Consider the following 19328-nt stretch of genomic DNA (forward strand, 5'->3'; position numbering starts at 1 on the left):
CCTAGTTTTGTCTTAGTGCATCTACGGGGTTTAGTTTTGCAGCTTTTCTAGCCGGCGATATAGATGCAACAAGAGAGATAATAATGACTATTATCCCTACAATTAAAACCTCATTTGTTTGAAGGGTCGGATTTAGTATTAAGTCACTTTGGCGACCAAAAGAGAAAGTTATTCCGACCGTGTTTATAATAAAAACAAAAATATACGATAGTATAGTTCCAAGGATTGTTCCAAATACTCCTAGCATCAAACCCTCAGCCAAAAAAAGTTTTGTAATGGTACTTGGAGTAGTACCCATAGCCGCAATCGTACCAATCTCTTTAATACGCTCATAAACGCTCATGATCATCACGTTTAAAACAGATATAAGTACTATGGATATTAAAATGATTTTAATAGATATGTCCATAATATCAAGCATCTTGACTATGTTATAAAAAGGAGTTAGCTTTTTCCAACTATGTATCTCAAAAACAGGCTTATCATTTTTGTTTTTCATTTTTGTTAGCGGTTTTAGATAAAGCATCATTTTTTCAAGATTTTTTACATCTTTTAAACGGATAACTACTTCGCTTACTTCTACTTTTTTTAGACGAAGAAGTTTTTTAACATCGTTTATATGTATGTAGCCGTCTCTTCCACCGGGACCCGAAATAGGCTCTATACTTCCTGTTACTTTAAAGTTGAGCCCGTTTACCGAGCCTTTTTGATTTGTAGCTACAAGTACTATCGTATCGCCTTTTTTGACTTTCATACCTTTTGTTATAAGCTCTGGAACTAAAATGTTTCCTTCTTTTAATAGAGTATTCTCTTTAGCATCGACTCTTGATTTAAACAGAGGTAGCGTCTTAGTTTCGTTTTCAGGATCGATGCCATTTAGTCTTATACCCGTAGATGCTACATAGTTTGAAAACATTGCACTTAGTTTTAACCTAAATGTATAAGATTCTATAAGCTCGCTGGTATCTAAAAACTCTTTGATTTTATCTATTTGTTTTTCATTTAGGTTTTTATCTAAAGGCAGGTTATCTACAGATGCAATATAGCCTTTTTTGTGGATTTGGATATGTCCAAGCATCGAGTCCGTTACTTGAGAGATCATGTATGATTTAAAGCTACCTGAGAGTGCCGCATATATCAACACAAACATAACACCTATGGTTATTAAACTGGCTGTAAGTAATGTTCTTCTCCCACTTCTGAGTAAATTTCTAAAAGACATTTTTATGATATTTTTCATGATGCAACCCTTTTGTCATCTGTTATAACACCATCTACAAGTGTTATGATTCTATCTACTGCAGTTACTATCTTTTCGTCATGTGTTGCAAATATAAAGGTTGTATTAAACTCTTTTTGAATATTTCGCATAAGTGTTATGATTTGATTTGAGGTGTCGGTATCTAAGTTTGCCGTAGGCTCATCCGCAAAAACTATTTTCGGGTTTGTTACGAGAGCCCTCGCAATAGCTACACGCTGACGCTGACCACCTGAGAGTTGATCGGGGAATTTATCTTTTTGGTCAAGCATATCAACATCTTCAAGAAGTTTCATTATTCGTTTGTGACGTTCGTCTTTTGGCAGATTTTGAATCATAATAAGTGGATACTCTATATTTTCATAAACACTAAGTACGGGGATAAGGTTAAAGCTTTGAAAGATAAAACCAATATTTTGGCCTCTAAAGTTTGCTAAATCTGTCCTGTTTAATACAGTAACGTCAATACCCTCTATGGTTATTTTTCCATCGGTAGGTTTATCTAAACAGCCGATAAGATTAAGTACCGTACTTTTTCCGCTACCGCTTGGTCCGACTATGGCGACAAATTCTCCATGTTCTATAGTCAAGTTTAAATCTTTTATGACTTTTAAATCAACTTCACCCATTTTATAGGTTTTATTTACATGTTCATTGGCAATCATTTATAACCCCCTGTGTTGTAAAATAATATTATATGCACATTAACTTAATGTTAAGGAGAGTTTTAATACTTTATTTTAGCTAGATAGAGTCCATTTGGAGTTGCAGGTTTGATTTTATATTGTTTTTTACAATCTAACTGTTCTTTTATTTGAGTTGCATCTAGGTTTAAAAGCGCACCTACCATTAAACGTATTTGACTTCTTAAAAAACCGTTTGCTTCAAAGTTTAAAACAATTAGATCATCTTTTTTATATGCGTAAGCTTTATATATCTCTCTAGTGGTAGAGTTTATTTCACTTCCTGTTTTCATAAACTCCCTAAAATCATGTTCACCTATAAAAAGAGATATATTTTTTTGGATGCTTTTAAAATCTGCATCTGTATAGAAACTTATAAAATCATCTTCAAAAGGATTGGATTCATTTGTTTTAATAAGATAGCGATAAACCCTTGATTTTGCAGAGTATCTTGCATGAAATTCAGCATCTACCTCTTTAATGGATAAAATTTTTATAGAATTTGGAAGCATCTCGTTTAAAATACGTTTTAGTTTTTTTAAATCATTCCAAAATTCAGGCAAGTCTATATGAAAAGTTTGACCGCTTGCATGGACTCCCTTGTCTGTTCTCCCGCTAGGCTGTGGCTTTGAAGTAATATTTAACTCATTAAATATATATTCAATCTGTCCAAATATAGTGTTTTTTGTTTCGGTTTGGGTTTGTGAACCCAAAAAGTGGGTACCGTTGTAAGAACAGGTTATAAGGGCTCTCATACTAAAACTTGGCGACAATAGTTTTGCGATATATCATATACGTACCTATCAACCATACTATAGCAATAGTAGGGATAGCATAAAAAAACAACGGTACCCATAACAATTGTATGGATTCATAGAAAACAATGATCCCAAGAAACATATAAAGATATGCCTTTCCTTTGTTATGTCTAACGTGTACTATACCAATACTTGCAGCAAGAAATAGCGACATCATCGGAAATAAACTCATTAGTGTATCGGTAATAAATGTTTTATATTTTCTACCGATATCAAAGTCCGACTGCCAATATTCCAATGGTGTTTCATATTTTACTAAATCGGTTGTCAAAGAACTGTTTATATACATGGTGTCAAAATTTATTTGTGAAAATTTATCTTTAGAATAACTATAGCCTTCGCCGTTTGTTAGCTTTAATCTTAAAAGACTTGTTTCATTGATAATTTTAGCTTTTTTTGCACTTATCAGCACCTCTTCATTATCTTGTTTATTTTTTTTGAATAAAAACACATCTTCAAAAGTATCGTCCGGATTGTCTTTTCCTATATACAGTAACCAAGGGCCGAATTTATGTCCAAATTCAGAAGCTGATAGGTTGAATTTTGCTTGGGACTTTTTATATGCAATAAAGTTTTTAGAGAGTGTTTTTGCATGCGGATATAGTACAAAAAAGTTTAAAAAGAGCAGTACAGCCAATAGGGCAGCCGGTTTTAATAATGTTTTTATAATAAAATTTGGATGGATACCAAGAGAAAACAATACAATTATTTCATTGTCGTTTGATAGCTTAAACAGTGTTAGTGTCGCAGCTATAAAAAATGAAAAAGGCAGAGTAAAGAAAAATACATCTGGGAGTACAAAAATATACATTTTTGTCATCTCCCAGATTGAAAGTTGAACAACAGCCGTATATGTAGCTAACTTAATTAAAAATATAACTGAAGCTATTGAAAAAAGCGGTAAAAAAACAGATAAAAAAAGTACGGATAAATTGTTTATAATATATTTTTGTAATATTTTCATTCTCTAGTAATTTGCCTCTATAAAACTTTTAATAGGTGTATCAAAAATATAAACAATAAAAGTAGCAAGGGCTAAAAACGGCACAAACGGTACACGTTGTTCTTCTGCACTTTTATTGTGAACTGCCACCATAACGGGTAGTGCTAAAACAGCAGATAAAAATATCGCTACTAATGTAAGATGAGTTCCCAAAAGAGCGCCCATTGTAGCTGCTACCATAATATCGCCTTCACCCATAGCCTCTATGTAAGGGTATCTTTGATAGTGTTTGGTCCAAGGTGTTAAAGTTTTGTTAGCAACTCTATGTGCAGATGAAGTTAGTATATAAGAGAGTGAAAATCTTAAGAGTGTAAATCCGCCTGCAAATAATAGAGCATTTTGAAAGTTATTTATAAACCCTTCCATATTCCACGCACCTAAAATAGCAAAAACTATAGCTAAAAGATTAATTGAGTCGGGAATCATTTTATATTTAAAATCTATCATGGCAAGGACCAAAAGCATTGAAAAACTTAAGTATATAAATATTATAGGTACTGAAAAACTATACTTTTGAACTAAAACAGCAAATAAAATACCGGATATAAACTCTATGATAGGGTATTGTTTAGATATATTGGCTTGGCAATATGCACATTTTCCTCTTAAAAATATCCATGAGAAAATAGGTATGTTATGCCAAGGTTTTAATTTGTTGTTGCATGAATAACAATGAGACGATATAAAAACAATACTTTCATCATTTGGAATTCTAAGTATTACTACATTTAAAAAAGATCCAAAAACTATTCCAAATACAAATGCTAAAATCATCTCAATCATTTAAGCCCTCCAAAACGGCGTTCTATTTTTTTAAACTCTTTTATAATCTTTTCAAGCTCTTTAGCAGAAAAGTCAGGCCATAAAATGTCTCTAAAGAAAAATTCTGCATATGCAGCCTGCCATAAAAGATAATTAGACAACCTATGGTCACCGCCTGTACGAATAAGTAAGTCAACATCGTGTTTACAATCGAGTGCATTTGAGAGCATCTCCTCTGTTATATCGTTTTGAGAATCTTTAATCTTGTTTACGGCACGTAAAAGCTCATCTTTTGCACCGTAGTTTAGAGCCAAAGATTGAACAAGTCCGTCACAGTGGGCAGTTTTTTCCTTAACCTCTTTTATGGTTTTTTGAAGAGGTTTTGAAAAAGCTCTTATATCTCCAATAGGTTCAAATCTAATATTGTTTTTTAAATAAGTATCAAGCTCACTTTTTAAATACTTTTCAAGAAGTTTCATTAAAAATTCTACTTCTAAACGGGGACGTTTCCAATTCTCGGTTGAGAAGGCATATAGAGTTAAGCGTTCGATATCTTTATGAACTGCACAAAATTCCGTGATTTCACGTACGACTTCTGCACCTGCTTCATGACCTTTAACTCTTTTTTTGCCTTTGAGCTCAGCCCATCTGCCGTTCCCGTCCATAATAATAGCTATATGTTTTGCTTGATTCATTTTTGTATTATATCTTTTTTATATATCTTTTGCGTGTTCAAGAATTTCGTAAGCTACACTTAGTTTGTCTGCATCTGCTATGGACTCAATCTTATCGGCTTTTATAAATTCGACTTTGTTTGTATCGCTTCCGAAACTGCTGCTGTCTTTTAAGATATTTAAACATACTGCATCAAGTTCTTTCTTGTCAAGCATATTTGTTGCATTTTTATGTGCATTTTGTGCATCCATCTCGGCTTTAAAACCGATTGTAGTTATATCTGTTTTATCTATTAAATCAAGCACGTCAACGTTTTGTGTTAATTTCAGATCCCACTCTTCGCCAAGTGTAGCTTTTTTGAGTTTTCCTTCTTGCGCAAACTTAGGTATATAGTCACTAATTGCAGCTGCCATAAAAAGATAGGGTTTTTTTTGTATTAGTTGAATCTGCTCTGAATTCATAAGTGAAGGTTTAGATAGTTTTCCTTTTTTGGCAATTCTTATAGAATCGGTTAGATATTCCAACATTTCATGCGTGTCATCAACGTCTATTGTATGTATATCTAAAGGTAAGTCATTTTCTCTTCTAGTAGATATAAGGTTTACGTCCGCACCTTTACAGTAAAGTGCAATCGCAAGTGCCGAAGCCATCTTGCCGCTTGAGAAATTTGAAATATATCTAACATCGTCAATTTTCTCAACTGTACCGCCACCGGTAACTATGACACGTCTGTCACTCCAAAATTCATCACTCATAAGCGCTTTTGCTATTTGCCAAAATATCTCTAAAGGCTCAGCCATAGCGCCATTTCCTTCAGTTTTACAAGCTAACTCTTTTGTTTGTGTATCTATCAGTTCATAATTTGCCAGTGCTAACATTTTTAGATTAGCTTGTGTTATAGGGTTATATAACATATTTGTATTTGCAGAAGGAGCTAAAAGTTTTTTATCTTCATAGGCAAGGGCACATTGAAGTAGCATATTATCCGCTATTGCATTCGCAAGTTTTGCAATCGTATTTGCGGATGCAGGAGCTATAACAAATAAGTCTGCCCATTCTCCGATTTTTATATGGTTGAAGTCATTGCTCCAATCTTCATTAGTATCGTCCAGAACTTTATTTGATGTTAATGTTTCAAAAGTTAGCGGCGTTATGAATTTTTTCGCACTCTGAGTCATAACAACTCTAACTTCGGCACCTGCTTTTGTTAGTAGTCTTATAAGCTCAAGTGATTTGTAGATTGCGATAGAGCCTGTTACACCTAAAAGTATTTTTTTGTCTTTAAGTAAATTTGTTGGTATTAGCATTTTAAAACCTTATTTTTTGCCGAAAAATGTATAGTAAAAATCTTTTACAATTCTCAGTTTTGTTCTACTTATTGCTAGAACACCTTTTTCTATTTTCTGGCTTGTAACAGTTGTCCCCGCCGCTATCATTACGTCATCTTCTATTGTTACAGGTGCTACAAGTTGGCTGTCACTCCCTATAAATACATTTTTACCAATTATAGTTTTGTATTTGTTTATACCGTCGTAGTTACATGTAATTGTCCCTGCACCTATGTTTGTACCTTCATCTATCTCTGCATCTCCAAGATAACTCAAATGTCCGGCTTTTACACCTCTTAGTGTACTTTTTTTAACTTCTACAAAGTTACCTATATGTGTATCCTCTATATTCGAAGCAGGACGAAGGTGTGCAAGTGGTCCTACATCTGAATTTTTAACAATAGAATCTTCTATGACTGAGCCTGATTTTATATGCGAATTTTGTATAAGTGTGTCACCTGTGATACGACATCCGTTTTCAATTATACATTCACCAATAAATTTGACACTTTCTTCTATATAAGTTGTTGATGGAAGTTGCATAATTACACCTTCTCTCATCCAGTGTAATTTTATTCTATCTTGCATAATAACTTCTGAATCACTTAAGTCTTTTTTTGAATTGACACCTTTAAAGTATTCTTCATCAACAAGTAAAGGTTTAATGTCAAGATTGTCATCTTTAGCCATTGATATAACATCAGTCAGGTAGTATTCTTTTTGTGCATTGTCGTTACTCAAAAGTGGAATGTATTTTTCAATAACAGCTTTAGAAAAAGCATAAACACCTGCATTTACGGTTGAGATTTTTAATTCATCTTCGGATGCGTCTTTTTGTTCGACTATATATTGAACTTGGTTGTTTTGAATTTTAACACGTCCGTAACCATCAGGATTTTGCAGATCAAAAATAGACATGATGATATCTGCATCCGTATCTATAAAACCTTGTAATGAAGAGGCATCTATTAGTGGCATATCACCGTTTAATACTAAAACTCTTTCATACTTTGGTTTTATGTTTTTCATTGCACCGCCGGTTCCCGGAAAGTTATCTGCATCTTGAATAACAAAATTTATGTCATCAAAGTAGTTCTGCATCTCTTCTTGAACCTTTTCTTTTTGATGTGCTATAACAACAGATATATCATCGCTTAGTTCTTTTGAAGCCTTTATAATATGATAAAGCATTGGCTTACCGCAAATACTGTGTAAAACCTTTGCTTTATTAGACTTCATGCGACTACCTTGACCTGCTGCAAGGATTACTATACTTATGTTGTTTTTATTCATTTAAAACTTCTTTATATCTTTTTTGTTGATAGAATTTTATCATTTAAGAGATAATTTTAAAGTAAAGTGGTATTATAAGACAATTATTTTTCATAGAGGCTATTATATGGATTTAGGTACGGTCATTGGTTTAGTGTTAATTCTCGCACTTCTTGCAGGTGCGATGGCGATGGGTGTCGGTATCGGTGCATATATCGATATTCCGTCTGTATTAATCGTTATTGGTGGTTCAATGGGTGCCTTGATGATTGCTTTTAAACCTATACAAATGAAGAAGTTTATCAAAGTATTTATGATTGCTATAAAGCCACCTGAAGAGGATGTTTCTGAACTTATAAAAAAACTTGTAGCATATTCTTCAAAGGCAAGAAAAGACGGTCTCTTGGCATTAGAGGGTGATGCAAACAATGAAGAAAACGAATTCCTTAGAAAGGGTCTCTCAATGGCAATTGACGGGAGTGAGCCTGATACTATCCGCAATCTTTTAGAGATAGATATGGAACAAACAAGTACCCGTCATAAATCTCATTCTTCAATTTTTTCGACTTGGGCAGGTATTGCAGGAGCTTTTGGTATGATAGGTACACTTATCGGTCTGGTTGCCATGCTTTTAAATATGGCTGACCCATCGGCAATCGGGCCTTCTATGGCAGTTGCCTTACTTACAACTATGTACGGTGCTATAATCGGGAACGTTCTTGGAGCACCCGTGGCAAATATTTTAAATATTAGAAATGATGATGAAATGCTAATAAAAGAGATAGTACTGACGGGAATTATGTCTATACAAGACGGAGATGCACCAAGAGATCTTGAAGCAAAACTACTTGCATATCTTCCGCCTGAACACAGAGAGAGCAGTATCTAATAATGGCTAGAAAAAAATGTCCGGAATGTGAAACATGTTTACCGGCTTGGTTAGCCGCATTTGGAGATTTAATGTCTCTGTTATTATGTTTCTTTGTACTTCTCTTGTCTATGTCTAGTATGGATGCGAAGAAAATATCAGAAGCCATAGGTTCACTCTCGGGAGCGATGAGTGTTTTAGAAGGTGGAATTAAAACAGAAATTTCAAGAGAACGTATCCAAGAATCTACACCTATTGAAACTCAAGAAGAGACTACTCAACAAGTAAATAAAGTTACACAAGCAGTCATTGATGCAAACGAAATGATGGAAAAAGGGCACGGTCCTACCATATCTATGGAAGAAGCTCAAGAAGGCTTTAAAATTGAACTGCCTTCATCACTGCTTTTTAAACCGGGAACTGCTACGATTTATAATGAAGATGCCCTGTTGTTTTTAAAACGTATAGCATTGATAATAGGAGAGATGCCAAATAGTATTAAGGTTAGTGTGCAAGGGCATACAGACAATGTACCACCAAGTAAAAACTCTCCTTTTAAAGATAACTGGGAACTCTCATCTGCAAGAGGAATATCCGTACTTCAAGAGTTGATATTAGACGGTGTGGATCCAAAACGTATAAGTGCAGCAGGTTTCGCGGAGTTTACCCCAAAAGCTACAAATGCAACAAAGAACGGTAGGGCAAAAAACCGCCGTGTAGAGATACATTTCTTTGGTTCAAACGCTGAGAACGAAGGAAAAATTAAAAAATCAGTTCTTGATAAGGCTGCAGCTCAGTAATGATTAGAATATTATTATTTTTAGTGGCTTTGGCTTCATTTTTAGGAGCTGAGGCTATAACCGTTCCTACGATGAATTTTAACCTATCTTCTCCGGATACACCGCAGCAGTTGGTTAGCTCGTTAAATGTACTTGTAGTACTGACTTTATTATTTTTAGCACCGTCAATGGTGCTTGTAATGACAACCTTTACAAGGTTTGTTATAGTATTTGGTTTTTTACGTCAAGCTCTCGGTACTCAACAAGTCCCACCTACGCAGCTTTTAGTTATGCTTGCAATGATACTTACTTTTTTTGTAATGGAGCCAATAGGTACAAAAGCGTATGAAGATGGAATAAAGCCTTATGTAGAAGAAAAGATAGGTTATGAAGAAGCATTTGATAAAACAGCATTACCATTTAAAAACTTTATGATTAGAAATACAAGAGAAAAAGATTTAGCTCTTTTTTTTAGAATTAGAGAGATGGAAAACCCAAAAAGCGTTGCAGATGTGCCACTCTCGGTTGTAATTCCTGCATTTGTTATAAGTGAGCTTAAAACTGCGTTTGAAATAGGTTTTTTACTTTTTTTACCGTTTTTGGTTATTGATATGGTTGTAGCATCTATACTTATGTCTATGGGTATGATGATGCTCCCACCGGTAATGATATCCCTACCTTTTAAAATACTCGTATTTGTTCTTATTGACGGATGGAACCTGCTTATCGGTAATCTTATAGCATCTATAAAGTAGGAGAAAAATATTGGAATGTAAACACTTCGGTGAATGTGGTGCGTGTAAGGTATATGAAAATGGATATGAAGCACAACTAAATCAAAAATTAAAAATAAATTATGATAGATTTAAAAACTTTTATAACGGAGATATTAAGGTATTTAAATCTCCAATTCAAAACTACCGCTCACGTGCCGAATTTAAAGTATGGCATGTTGAAGATGATATTTTTTATGCCATGAATCATATAGAACATAAAGGCGTAGTGCTTATAGATGAATGTCCACAAGTAAATATACATATTGAAATACTTATGCCAAAGCTTTTAAAAAAAATACAAGAAAAAAATATCGGTTTTAAACTCTTTGGAGCAGATTTTTTAAGTTCGCAAAGCGGTGAAATAGTAGTATCTCTTCTTTATCATAGAAAACTTGATGATGAGTGGCAAAGTTTAGTTAAAGAGATAGCTGATGAGCTTGGCATCTATATTATAGGAAGAAGCAGAAAACAAAAGTTGATTGTTGGTCAAGACTACATAACAGAGAGTTTAAATATAAACAATGAGACATATAAGTTTAACTATATAGAAAACAGTTTCACACAACCAAATGCAAAAGTGAATGAGCAGATGATTGAGTGGGCAATATCGTCCTTAGAAGATACCGATAAAGATCTGCTGGAACTATATTGCGGTGCAGGAAACTTTACAATACCTTTTGCAAAAAAATTTAATAAAGTTTTAGCTACCGAAATTTCAAAGTCTTCAATAAATGCAGCTAAGAGCAATATGAAACTTAATGATATAGAAAATATTGAATTTGTCCGTATGAGTGTAGAAGAGTTTGTCGGGGCACTTGATGGTGTAAGAGAATTTAGAAGGATGCAACATATAGATATAAATACCTATGATATTGATACTATATTTGTAGATCCACCTAGAAGTGGAATGGATTTGGCTTCTTGTAATTTTAGTACAAGGATGGATAATATTATTTATATATCGTGTAATCCTGAAACGCTGGTACGAGATTTAGAGATTTTGTCTAAGACGCACAAAGTTGTTGATATGGCACTCTTTGATCAGTTTCCATATACAAACCATGTAGAGATGGGTGTTAAGTTAAAAAGGTATTAGCATGAAATATATATTTTTATTTATCATATTTACGATGTTTTTGTATTCCGATGAAATAAAAAGAATGGAATTGATTGTTGATGACATTACTAAACTGAGAACGGAACTTGAGAACTGTAGAAAAAATTCTTTACAAATTAAAAACCTTGAAAAACAATTAGAAAAATATAAAAAACTTTTAATATCCAAAGATAAAGAAATAAAAAGTAAAAAATATATTGTACGCTATAAAGAAAAAATAAAAGTTAAGGAATGTAAAGTAAATACTATGGATAAACCAAATAAATTTCCAAAATTAATATTAAAAGACAAATATAAAAACTAAAATAATCTATTTATTTGTATAGTTATTTTAATGTGTTTATATTAAATGAAATAAAGATGATATAATACATCAAAAAATAAGTGCCTAAGTGAAAAAAATATTAATTATAAGTGACGGTAGCACCGGAAAACATTTTGTTGACAGGGTTATCCAAACATATACGTCGGAAAATATATATTATGTTGTAGAAACTAAAGCTGTTGAACACGAAGAATATAATCCTGCACGTTTTAAATTTTACGAATTTGATCCGACAAGCCTTCACAAATTGGCAAATCTGCTAAAGATGGATTTTGTTCAAGTAATTATTTTGATGAATGATGAAAATGAAGCAAAATATACGCTTAAAAATATACGCTCTTTAAAAAATAAAGTAAGAATAATACTACTTGATAATTGGGGTATAGAAAATACCGATCCAGATACGGTATTGGTCAATTCTAACGAGATTGTTGCTTCAAGATTAATTGATTATCTTCCAAATGTTCCTGTAATTGCACAAAATGTCGGTATAGGTGAGGGTGAAATAATGGAAGTATTAGTTCCGTTTGGAAGCTCTTTTGTATATAGACACATCGGTGTTATTGAGCAAAAAGATTGGCGAATAGTAGCTATATACAGAAATAGAAAGCTTATTATGCCTTCTCGCAGACGTATGATACAGCCAAATGATTTACTTTTACTTGTTGGGCAACCATCGGTTTTAAAATCAGTATATCGTGCTATTAAACGTGAGCTTGGGCAATTTCCGGAGCCTTTTGGTTCAAATATATATTTATACATAGATATGGATATTATATGCAAAGATACAATAAAAGAATTGGTTCGCCGTTCTATATTTATACATCAAAAATTTAATCATAATCTTATCATAAGGGTTATAAATCCAAATGATATAGATACTTTGCAATATATAAAAGAACAAGCCGACTTAAATGTAATAGTAGATATAAAATATGACAATATACCTTTTGATATAAGTTTTTTCGATGATATTCAAAACTATCATGTAGGTCTCGTTATTGTCTCAAAAGAGACATTTAAACATACCAAAACTAGAAATATGCTTTATGAATCGCATGTACCGGTTTTAAAAATGGCGAACAAATCTTTTTCATCCGTAAAGGATGCCGCATTAATATTAAGCGATAATAGAGATTTAGAAAAAATATCGACTACGATATATGATATTTCCGAACAAATGGGATTTAATATAGATCTGTATGATTATCAAAATGAACATGAAGCTTACAAAGAACAGGTTATAGAGCATTATTATAATCTTTCAACTATATTTTCAAAAAATATAAAAGTATTAAAAGAGAATGAGAATCCTATAAAAATATTAAGTCAAAAAGATGATTTTATACATATTTTACCTTTTACGTTTAAACTGACAAAAAAGCGTTTATATTCTCTTTTTTCTACAGATAGTGAAAAACTTTATTTTAAACTGGATGATTATCATCAGATTTTCATACCCGTGCAGTTGTGATTTAGCAAAATATTAGTAAAAATTAAGTATTATCTACCAAATATTAAATTTTACGTTTGGACAGATGATGCAGGTAAACATTCCCCTTAAAAAAACAATAGACAATTCATATGATATAACAATAGACTCTTTGCCTAAGTTACACTTTGATAAAAAAGTAGCAATTATAACCAATACTACCGTATCCGACTTGCATTTAGATTATTTAAAAGAAAGAATAACCGCAAAAGAATTAATAGTCGTAACATTACCAGATGGAGAACAGTATAAAAATCAAGAAAGTATAAATAAGATTTTAAATGCATTATTTGAGAACAGATTTAACAGAAAGTCTTTACTTATAGCTTTTGGCGGCGGTGTAATAGGCGATATGACAGGCTTTGCAGCAAGTATCTATCAGAGAGGAATTGATTTTATACAAATTCCTACTACTCTTTTATCCCAGGTAGATGCAAGTGTCGGCGGTAAAACAGGTATGAACAATGAATACGGAAAAAATTTAGTTGGTGCATTTCATCAGCCAAAAGCAGTATATATTGATCCATACTTTTTAAAAACACTGCCTTTGCGTGAATTTGGTGCTGGCTTTGCAGAGATTGTAAAAATGGCAGTTACTTTTAATAAAGATTTTTTTGAATTTTTACAAGATGCGGATATGCGAGATGAACAAACTTTAATTGAAGCTATTACAAGAGCGGTAAAAACCAAAGCCGAAGTAGTTGCAAAAGATGAAAAAGAACACGGTATTCGAGCGGCACTAAATTATGGACATACTTTTGGTCATGTCATAGAAAATGAGACAAAGTATGAGAAGTACTTACACGGTGAAGCTGTAGCTATTGGTATGGTTATGGCAAATGAACTCGCTTGCAGTATGGGGTTGATAAGCAATGATGAGGCTGTAGCCGTCAAGTTTTTGTTAGAAAAATATAGTTTACCGGTGGACTATGAGATTAAAGATATTCAGAAATTTTATGATGCTTTCTTTTTAGATAAAAAAAGTTCTGACAGCAAAATAACCTTTATTATTCCAAAAGGCATCGGAGATGTAGTCATAAGTGATGAGTGTTCAAAAGAATTGCTTATTTCAGTCTTGGAAAAATTTGGAGTAGATAATGGTTAAAAAACTTTTTATTATCTTCTTTGTTTTTTTGATTAGTTTTTCCAATCTTAGTGCAGAAAATAAAAAAGTAAACTCAACAGAACAACGTTCTAAGAGTGCAGATTTGGAAGATAAAAAAAAGACTGAAGAGTCCAACAATATAAAAATCGGACAGTATTTTACCCTCTTGAATGAACTCGAATCAGAGATATCCAAAGAAAAGGTATGGACAAAAAGTTATGAAACATACTTAACTGCACTTGAAGTACGTTCGAGTTTAAATGAAATTAGAGAAAGAATAAAATATTTAAAGAAAAGACAGCGTAAACAGTCGGTAAAAGAAGAATTAAGAGCACTAGAGGCTAAAGAAAAGATTATTGCCACACAAGTTGCACAACTTAAAGATAACTATTCGGCTCCGTTTTCAGAACTAATAACTCCTCCCAAAATTGATGAAGCTCCAAAAATATCTAATCCGTTTGATATTTTTGCAGGTATATCTTTTATCAAAAAAGTAAATACCGATTTTGAAGCATATATGAAAAACAAAGAAGAACTTACCAAGCTAATAGCACTGTTAGAGCGTGAAAACAAGATATACAATTCCATTAGAGAGATAGACTCAAAAAACAACTACCTAGAACAAGCTGCGACAAAGCAAAAACAGCTTGACAGATTTAAAAATGCATTAGGTACAATTTCCGCAGCGGCAGAGGTGTACGAGAGACGTTTAGAGGTCTTAGATGTAAATATAAACAAAGAGATACAAGATCAAGTTTATAAACTTGCTAAGATAGGTATTTTAGTAGTTGTTGTGTTTTTTATCTTTTTCTTATTAAAACTTGCGGTTAAAAAATATTTTACCGATAATGAACGTTTTTATATGGCGAACAAGGCTATTAACTTTAGTAACTTTACCCTTATAATTTTAATAGTCTTTTTTAACTATATAGAAAATGCAAGTTATCTTGTTACAATACTCGGTTTTGCATCTGCAGGTATAGCGATTGCCATGAAAGACTGGTTTATGTCTATACTTGGTTGGTTAGTCATAGTCTTTGGAGGAAGCATCCATGTCGGAGATAGAATCAGGGTAGATATGGACGGGATGAAATATGTCGGTGACGTAATGGATATATCGCCTATGCGTATGACTATTTTAGAAGATATAACACTAACATCAATTAGAGCAAATAGACGTGCAGGTAGGATTATATTTGTACCGAACAACTATATATTTACCAGAATGGTAGCAAACTATACGCACTCATCACTAAAAACCGTTTGGGACGGAATAAAGATAACCATTACTTTTGAATCAAATCATAAAAAAGCAATGAGCATAGCTAAAGAGATTACCAAAAAGTATTCCAAGGGCTATACAGATATAACTAGAAAACAGTTAAACAAATTAAGACATCATTATAGTCTTAAAAATACGAGTGTTGAACCTAGAATTTTTTCTTTTATTGAGAGTAACGGTGTTGATATTGAAGCTTGGTATCTAACAAATGCTTATGCTACATTGACACTTAGAAGTGTTATCAGTACGGAGATTGTGGATGCTTTTAAAGATGAACCTGATATAACCATAGCATATCCTACTCAAATGATTCATATGGAAGCTTCTGCAAAAAATAAACCTACAACACCAATAGAACAAGACGATGCGACGGTGACTTTATAGATGAAAAAAGTTTATTTTAAAACATTTGGCTGTCGTACAAATCTTTATGACTCACAAGTTATGATTGGTGCACTTAAAGACTATGAAGTAACACAAAATGAAAATGAAGCTGATGCAATAGTGATAAATTCTTGTACGGTTACAAACGGAGCTGATTCGCACGTTCGCACATATATCTCCCATATAGAAAAGACATCAAAAGCAAAGATATTTTTAACAGGTTGTGGAGCTCATACCAAAGGTGAGAGTTTACTCTCTGCAGGTAGAGTACATGGAGTATTCGGTCAGAGTGAAAAATTAAAGATAGATTCACTTTTAAGTGAAGAAAAGCCGTATTATAATCCAGGTGATTTAAACCATATAGATAATGCTATAGTAGATGATTTTGTAGGTAAGAGCAGGGCGTTTATCAAAGTCCAAGAGGGCTGTGATTTCCGTTGTTCCTACTGTATTATCCCGTATGTTCGCGGAGATGCAAGAAGTATGAATGAAGAAAAAATACTCGAACAAATTTCACGCCTCGCATTAAACGGTTTTGGAGAATTTATTTTAACAGGTACAAATGTCGGAAGTTACGGAAAAGGTAATAACTCGTCTATGGCAAATCTGATGAAAAAAATATCTCAAATAAGAGGTGTTAGACGTATTCGTTTAGGAAGTATTGAACCTATCCAAATTACGGATGAGTTTAAGGAGGTACTAGACGAGCCTTGGCTTGAAAAGCATCTGCATATTGCTCTTCAGCATACATCTCCTAAAATGCTAAAACTTATGAATAGAAGAAATGTATATAAGCAAGACAGAGAACTTTTTGAATTTTTATCAAACAAAGGTTTTGCAATTGGGACTGATTTTATTACCGGACATCCGGGTGAAAGTGAAGAGATATGGAAAGAAGCCATAAAAAATTTAAATGAACTTCCACTTACGCATCTACACGCTTTTACATACTCAAAACGTGATGGAACACCATCTGCAAATATGAAACCTGAAGTAAACGGTAAACTAGCAAAAGAGAGACTTCATCAAGTTGAATCAATTATAAAAGAAAAAAACTATAGCTTTAGAAAAAATAACAATTTGCCACTTGATGTTTTGATAGAAAGTCAAAGAGAGGATGGTCTTTATCAGGGCTTTGATCAGTTTTTTAATAAACTTCTTTTAAAATCAGATGAAGATATGCTTGGAAACTGGATAAGTGTTGATAAGTATGAAATCAAGAGGGAGAATAACTATGCTGAACTTTAAAACTAATAGACTTTTAATTTACATATCGTCATTTTTTATTATTATCTTGGTTCTTTTTGCAGTGTTTAGAGATAACTCTGAATCTATAACACTTCTTGAGGCAAAAAAAATCTTAAATGAAAAAAGTGTAGAAAACGTAGTCGTAACAAAAGAGTATGTATTTTTAAAAACTCAAAATGGCTTATACAAAATAGCTTCTTCACAAGTAAATCCAAGTATGTTTGAAGGTTATAAAGTTGAAGTGGGAAATGAAAGTAATATAATCCTTTATCTTTTTCTTCTTGTTTTTATATTGGGTCTTGGTTCTTTAGGAATTAAACTACTTTTAAATCATTTAAATAAAGATCTTCCAAGCCTAAGGCAGTCTTCTAGACCGATTATGGGAGAGAGTGTTAGAATAGAATCTATAAAGAGTGATGTGGGTTTTGATGATATAGGCGGAATAAGTGATGTTAAGGTTGAACTTGAAGAGATAATTGACTTTATGAAAAATCCAAAGCGTTATAAAAGTTTTGGAGCTCGTCTTCCTCGTGGCGTATTATTAGTAGGTCCTCCGGGTGTGGGTAAGACTATGATAGCAAAAGCTGTTGCAAGTGAGGCGGATGCTCCGTTTTTTTACCAAAGCGGTGCTTCTTTTGTTCAAATATATGTAGGTATGGGTGCAAAAAGGGTTCATGAGCTTTTTAATGCTGCAAAGAAAAATGCGCCGTCAATTATATTTATCGATGAGATAGATGCAGTAGGTAAAAAAAGAGACGGTCAAAGAAATGATGAACGTGAAGCTACTCTAAATCAACTTCTTACTGAGATGGACGGTTTTGAAGCATCCAGCGGTGTTATAGTAGTGGCTGCTACAAATAAAATAGATGTTTTAGATGATGCATTGCTTCGTGCAGGGCGTTTTGATAGACGTATATTTGTTGAATTACCTACAAAAATAGAGCGTGCATCTATACTTGCAAAATATTTGGATAAAGTTCCACATTCGCTTGATGTATCTGTTGTAGCGAATATGACTGTAGGATTTAACGGTGCATCTTTAGCTGCACTTGTAAATGAAGCTGCTCTTTTATCACTTCGTCAAAATGATATGCAAGTAACACTTGAACACTTTGAACAGGTAAAAGACAAAGTGATGTTTGGTAAGAAAAAACTTCAAATATTATCTGATAAGCAAAAACAGTATCGTATAACATATCAAGCTGCTAAAGTTATAATAGCAACATATTTTGATATACCTTTTGAGAAGTTGATTTTAAGTAATGAAAGGTTGACTCCTGCTACGGATGAGCCGTTTATAAAACATGAACTTGAAAATAGGGTTAAAATGCTTCTAGCGGGTACTGTAGCTTGTTCTATGAGATATAGCGAACATTCAAGCAGTGCAAAACAAGACTTGGATGAAGCCAAAGAGTTGGTTGAAAAGATGATTAACGAGTATTGCATGGGTGAAAATATTTATGCTTCTGATAATGAAAAAGAAACTACTATGAATAAACTTTATGAAAATGTATCAAAGTTGTTATCATCATTGTCTTCTGTAATGCAAAGAGTTGAAGGTGATTTAAACGAGTTTGAAAGTATTTCAAAAAGAAAAGTAAAAGAGTATCTTGATGAAATTCTTTAGTGGTTTTTCTCTGCAAAATGAATCGTATCTGTTTAATGAATATATAAAAGATAGCGAGTACACCGTATGCGGTTTTTCATATGGTGCAATTAAAGCATATGAGTATGCATTAAAAGAAATTCAAAACGGAAGAAGGATAGATACGCTTCAACTTCTCTCACCCGCTTTTTTTCAGAGTAAAGATACAAAATTTAAGCGTTTACAGCTTATGGCTTATAGAAAAAATGAAGAAGTTTATTTAAACCAGTTTCTGAATTCTTGTTTTTATCCGTATGAAAAAAAGATAGTTGAACGCTCAACTACTGTAATAAGCGAACTAGAAGAGTTGTTAAATTATGAATGGGATATGGAAGTACTAGATGATTTGAATTCAAAAGGTATAAATATAGAGGTATATTTAGGTGGAGTAGATGCCATAGTAGATGCAGAAGCTGCAAAAGATTTTTTTAAAAATGTAGCTACGGTTACATATATAAAAGAAGCAAACCATTTTTTACAATTATCGTAATAACTATTAAAATATAAA

19 protein-coding genes are annotated in these 19328 nt (G+C 32.9%); 11 read left to right on the forward strand and 8 right to left on the reverse strand.

The window, feature by feature from the left end; translation table 11 throughout:
* Nucleotide 1: 1 nt before the first annotated feature.
* The 8 genes from FJR48_RS05440 to glmU form a co-directional block, all read right to left on the reverse strand.
* Nucleotides 2-1240 carry an ABC transporter permease gene (locus tag FJR48_RS05440; RefSeq protein WP_152307142.1) on the reverse strand — a complete coding sequence of 413 codons (1239 nt, stop codon included), beginning with the start codon at nucleotides 1238-1240 and terminating at the stop codon, nucleotides 2-4.
* Nucleotides 1237-1923 (reverse strand): ABC transporter ATP-binding protein, encoded by a 687-nt coding sequence (locus FJR48_RS05445; RefSeq protein ID WP_152307143.1) that lies wholly within the window; start codon nucleotides 1921-1923, stop codon nucleotides 1237-1239. Before FJR48_RS05445 ends, FJR48_RS05440 begins: the two co-directional genes overlap by 4 nt.
* Before the next feature lie 62 nt (nucleotides 1924-1985).
* Nucleotides 1986-2696 (reverse strand): tRNA pseudouridine(38-40) synthase TruA, encoded by a 711-nt coding sequence (truA, locus tag FJR48_RS05450; protein WP_152307144.1) that lies wholly within the window; start codon nucleotides 2694-2696, stop codon nucleotides 1986-1988.
* Nucleotide 2697: 1 nt separating this feature from the next.
* A complete protein-coding gene (locus tag FJR48_RS05455) occupies nucleotides 2698-3723 on the reverse strand; it encodes an LptF/LptG family permease (RefSeq protein ID WP_152307145.1) in 1026 nt (341 codons plus the stop codon).
* Between the two features lie 3 nt (nucleotides 3724-3726).
* Nucleotides 3727-4545: a prepilin peptidase gene (locus FJR48_RS05460; protein WP_188108633.1), complete on the reverse strand. Its 819-nt coding sequence runs from the start codon at nucleotides 4543-4545 to the stop codon at nucleotides 3727-3729.
* Nucleotides 4542-5219 carry a di-trans,poly-cis-decaprenylcistransferase gene (locus FJR48_RS05465; RefSeq protein ID WP_152307146.1) on the reverse strand — a complete coding sequence of 226 codons (678 nt, stop codon included), beginning with the start codon at nucleotides 5217-5219 and terminating at the stop codon, nucleotides 4542-4544. Before FJR48_RS05465 ends, FJR48_RS05460 begins: the two co-directional genes overlap by 4 nt.
* Nucleotides 5220-5237: 18 nt before the next feature.
* Entirely contained in the window at nucleotides 5238-6506 is a 1269-nt protein-coding gene (gene coaBC / locus FJR48_RS05470; protein ID WP_152307147.1) for a bifunctional phosphopantothenoylcysteine decarboxylase/phosphopantothenate--cysteine ligase CoaBC, read from the reverse strand.
* Nucleotides 6507-6515: 9 nt separating this feature from the next.
* Nucleotides 6516-7820 carry a bifunctional UDP-N-acetylglucosamine diphosphorylase/glucosamine-1-phosphate N-acetyltransferase GlmU gene (glmU, locus tag FJR48_RS05475; RefSeq protein ID WP_152307148.1) on the reverse strand — a complete coding sequence of 435 codons (1305 nt, stop codon included), beginning with the start codon at nucleotides 7818-7820 and terminating at the stop codon, nucleotides 6516-6518.
* A gap of 106 nt (nucleotides 7821-7926) precedes the next feature.
* Between glmU and FJR48_RS05480 the strand changes: the two genes are divergently transcribed.
* The 11 genes from FJR48_RS05480 (at nucleotide 7927) to bioV (ending at nucleotide 19310) form a co-directional block, all read left to right on the forward strand.
* Nucleotides 7927-8688, forward strand: a complete 762-nt coding sequence (locus FJR48_RS05480) for a motility protein A (RefSeq protein WP_152307149.1) — start codon at nucleotides 7927-7929, stop codon at nucleotides 8686-8688.
* Between the two features lie 2 nt (nucleotides 8689-8690).
* A complete protein-coding gene (locus FJR48_RS05485) occupies nucleotides 8691-9467 on the forward strand; it encodes an OmpA/MotB family protein (RefSeq protein ID WP_152307150.1) in 777 nt (258 codons plus the stop codon).
* On the forward strand, nucleotides 9467-10201 hold the full coding sequence (fliP, locus tag FJR48_RS05490; RefSeq protein WP_152307151.1) for a flagellar type III secretion system pore protein FliP: 735 nt from the start codon (nucleotides 9467-9469) through the stop codon (nucleotides 10199-10201). The genes FJR48_RS05485 and fliP overlap by 1 nt, the downstream gene beginning before the upstream one ends.
* Before the next feature lie 10 nt (nucleotides 10202-10211).
* Nucleotides 10212-11318 carry a tRNA (uridine(54)-C5)-methyltransferase TrmA gene (trmA, locus tag FJR48_RS05495; protein ID WP_152307152.1) on the forward strand — a complete coding sequence of 369 codons (1107 nt, stop codon included), beginning with the start codon at nucleotides 10212-10214 and terminating at the stop codon, nucleotides 11316-11318.
* Between the two features lies 1 nt (nucleotide 11319).
* A complete protein-coding gene (locus tag FJR48_RS05500; RefSeq protein WP_152307153.1) occupies nucleotides 11320-11643 on the forward strand; it encodes a hypothetical protein in 324 nt (107 codons plus the stop codon).
* 88 nt (nucleotides 11644-11731) lie between these two features.
* Nucleotides 11732-13138, forward strand: a complete 1407-nt coding sequence (locus tag FJR48_RS05505) for a COG3400 family protein (protein ID WP_152307154.1) — start codon at nucleotides 11732-11734, stop codon at nucleotides 13136-13138.
* 67 nt (nucleotides 13139-13205) lie between these two features.
* Nucleotides 13206-14261: a 3-dehydroquinate synthase gene (gene aroB, locus FJR48_RS05510; protein WP_152307155.1), complete on the forward strand. Its 1056-nt coding sequence runs from the start codon at nucleotides 13206-13208 to the stop codon at nucleotides 14259-14261.
* The gene (locus FJR48_RS05515) at nucleotides 14254-15927 is read left to right on the forward strand and encodes a mechanosensitive ion channel domain-containing protein (RefSeq protein WP_152307156.1); all 1674 of its coding nucleotides are present in this window, start codon (nucleotides 14254-14256) and stop codon (nucleotides 15925-15927) included. Before aroB ends, FJR48_RS05515 begins: the two co-directional genes overlap by 8 nt.
* Entirely contained in the window at nucleotides 15928-17175 is a 1248-nt protein-coding gene (gene mtaB / locus FJR48_RS05520) for a tRNA (N(6)-L-threonylcarbamoyladenosine(37)-C(2))-methylthiotransferase MtaB (protein WP_152307157.1), read from the forward strand. It begins immediately after the preceding gene.
* On the forward strand, nucleotides 17162-18802 hold the full coding sequence (locus tag FJR48_RS05525) for an AAA family ATPase (RefSeq protein ID WP_152307158.1): 1641 nt from the start codon (nucleotides 17162-17164) through the stop codon (nucleotides 18800-18802). The genes mtaB and FJR48_RS05525 overlap by 14 nt, the downstream gene beginning before the upstream one ends.
* Nucleotides 18789-19310 carry a pimelyl-ACP methyl ester esterase BioV gene (gene bioV / locus FJR48_RS05530; RefSeq protein ID WP_152307159.1) on the forward strand — a complete coding sequence of 174 codons (522 nt, stop codon included), beginning with the start codon at nucleotides 18789-18791 and terminating at the stop codon, nucleotides 19308-19310. The genes FJR48_RS05525 and bioV overlap by 14 nt, the downstream gene beginning before the upstream one ends.
* The last annotated feature ends 18 nt before the right edge of the window (nucleotides 19311-19328 follow it).

The sequence above is a fragment of the Sulfurimonas lithotrophica genome, assembly GCF_009258225.1.
Taxonomy (GTDB): domain Bacteria; phylum Campylobacterota; class Campylobacteria; order Campylobacterales; family Sulfurimonadaceae; genus Sulfurimonas; species Sulfurimonas lithotrophica.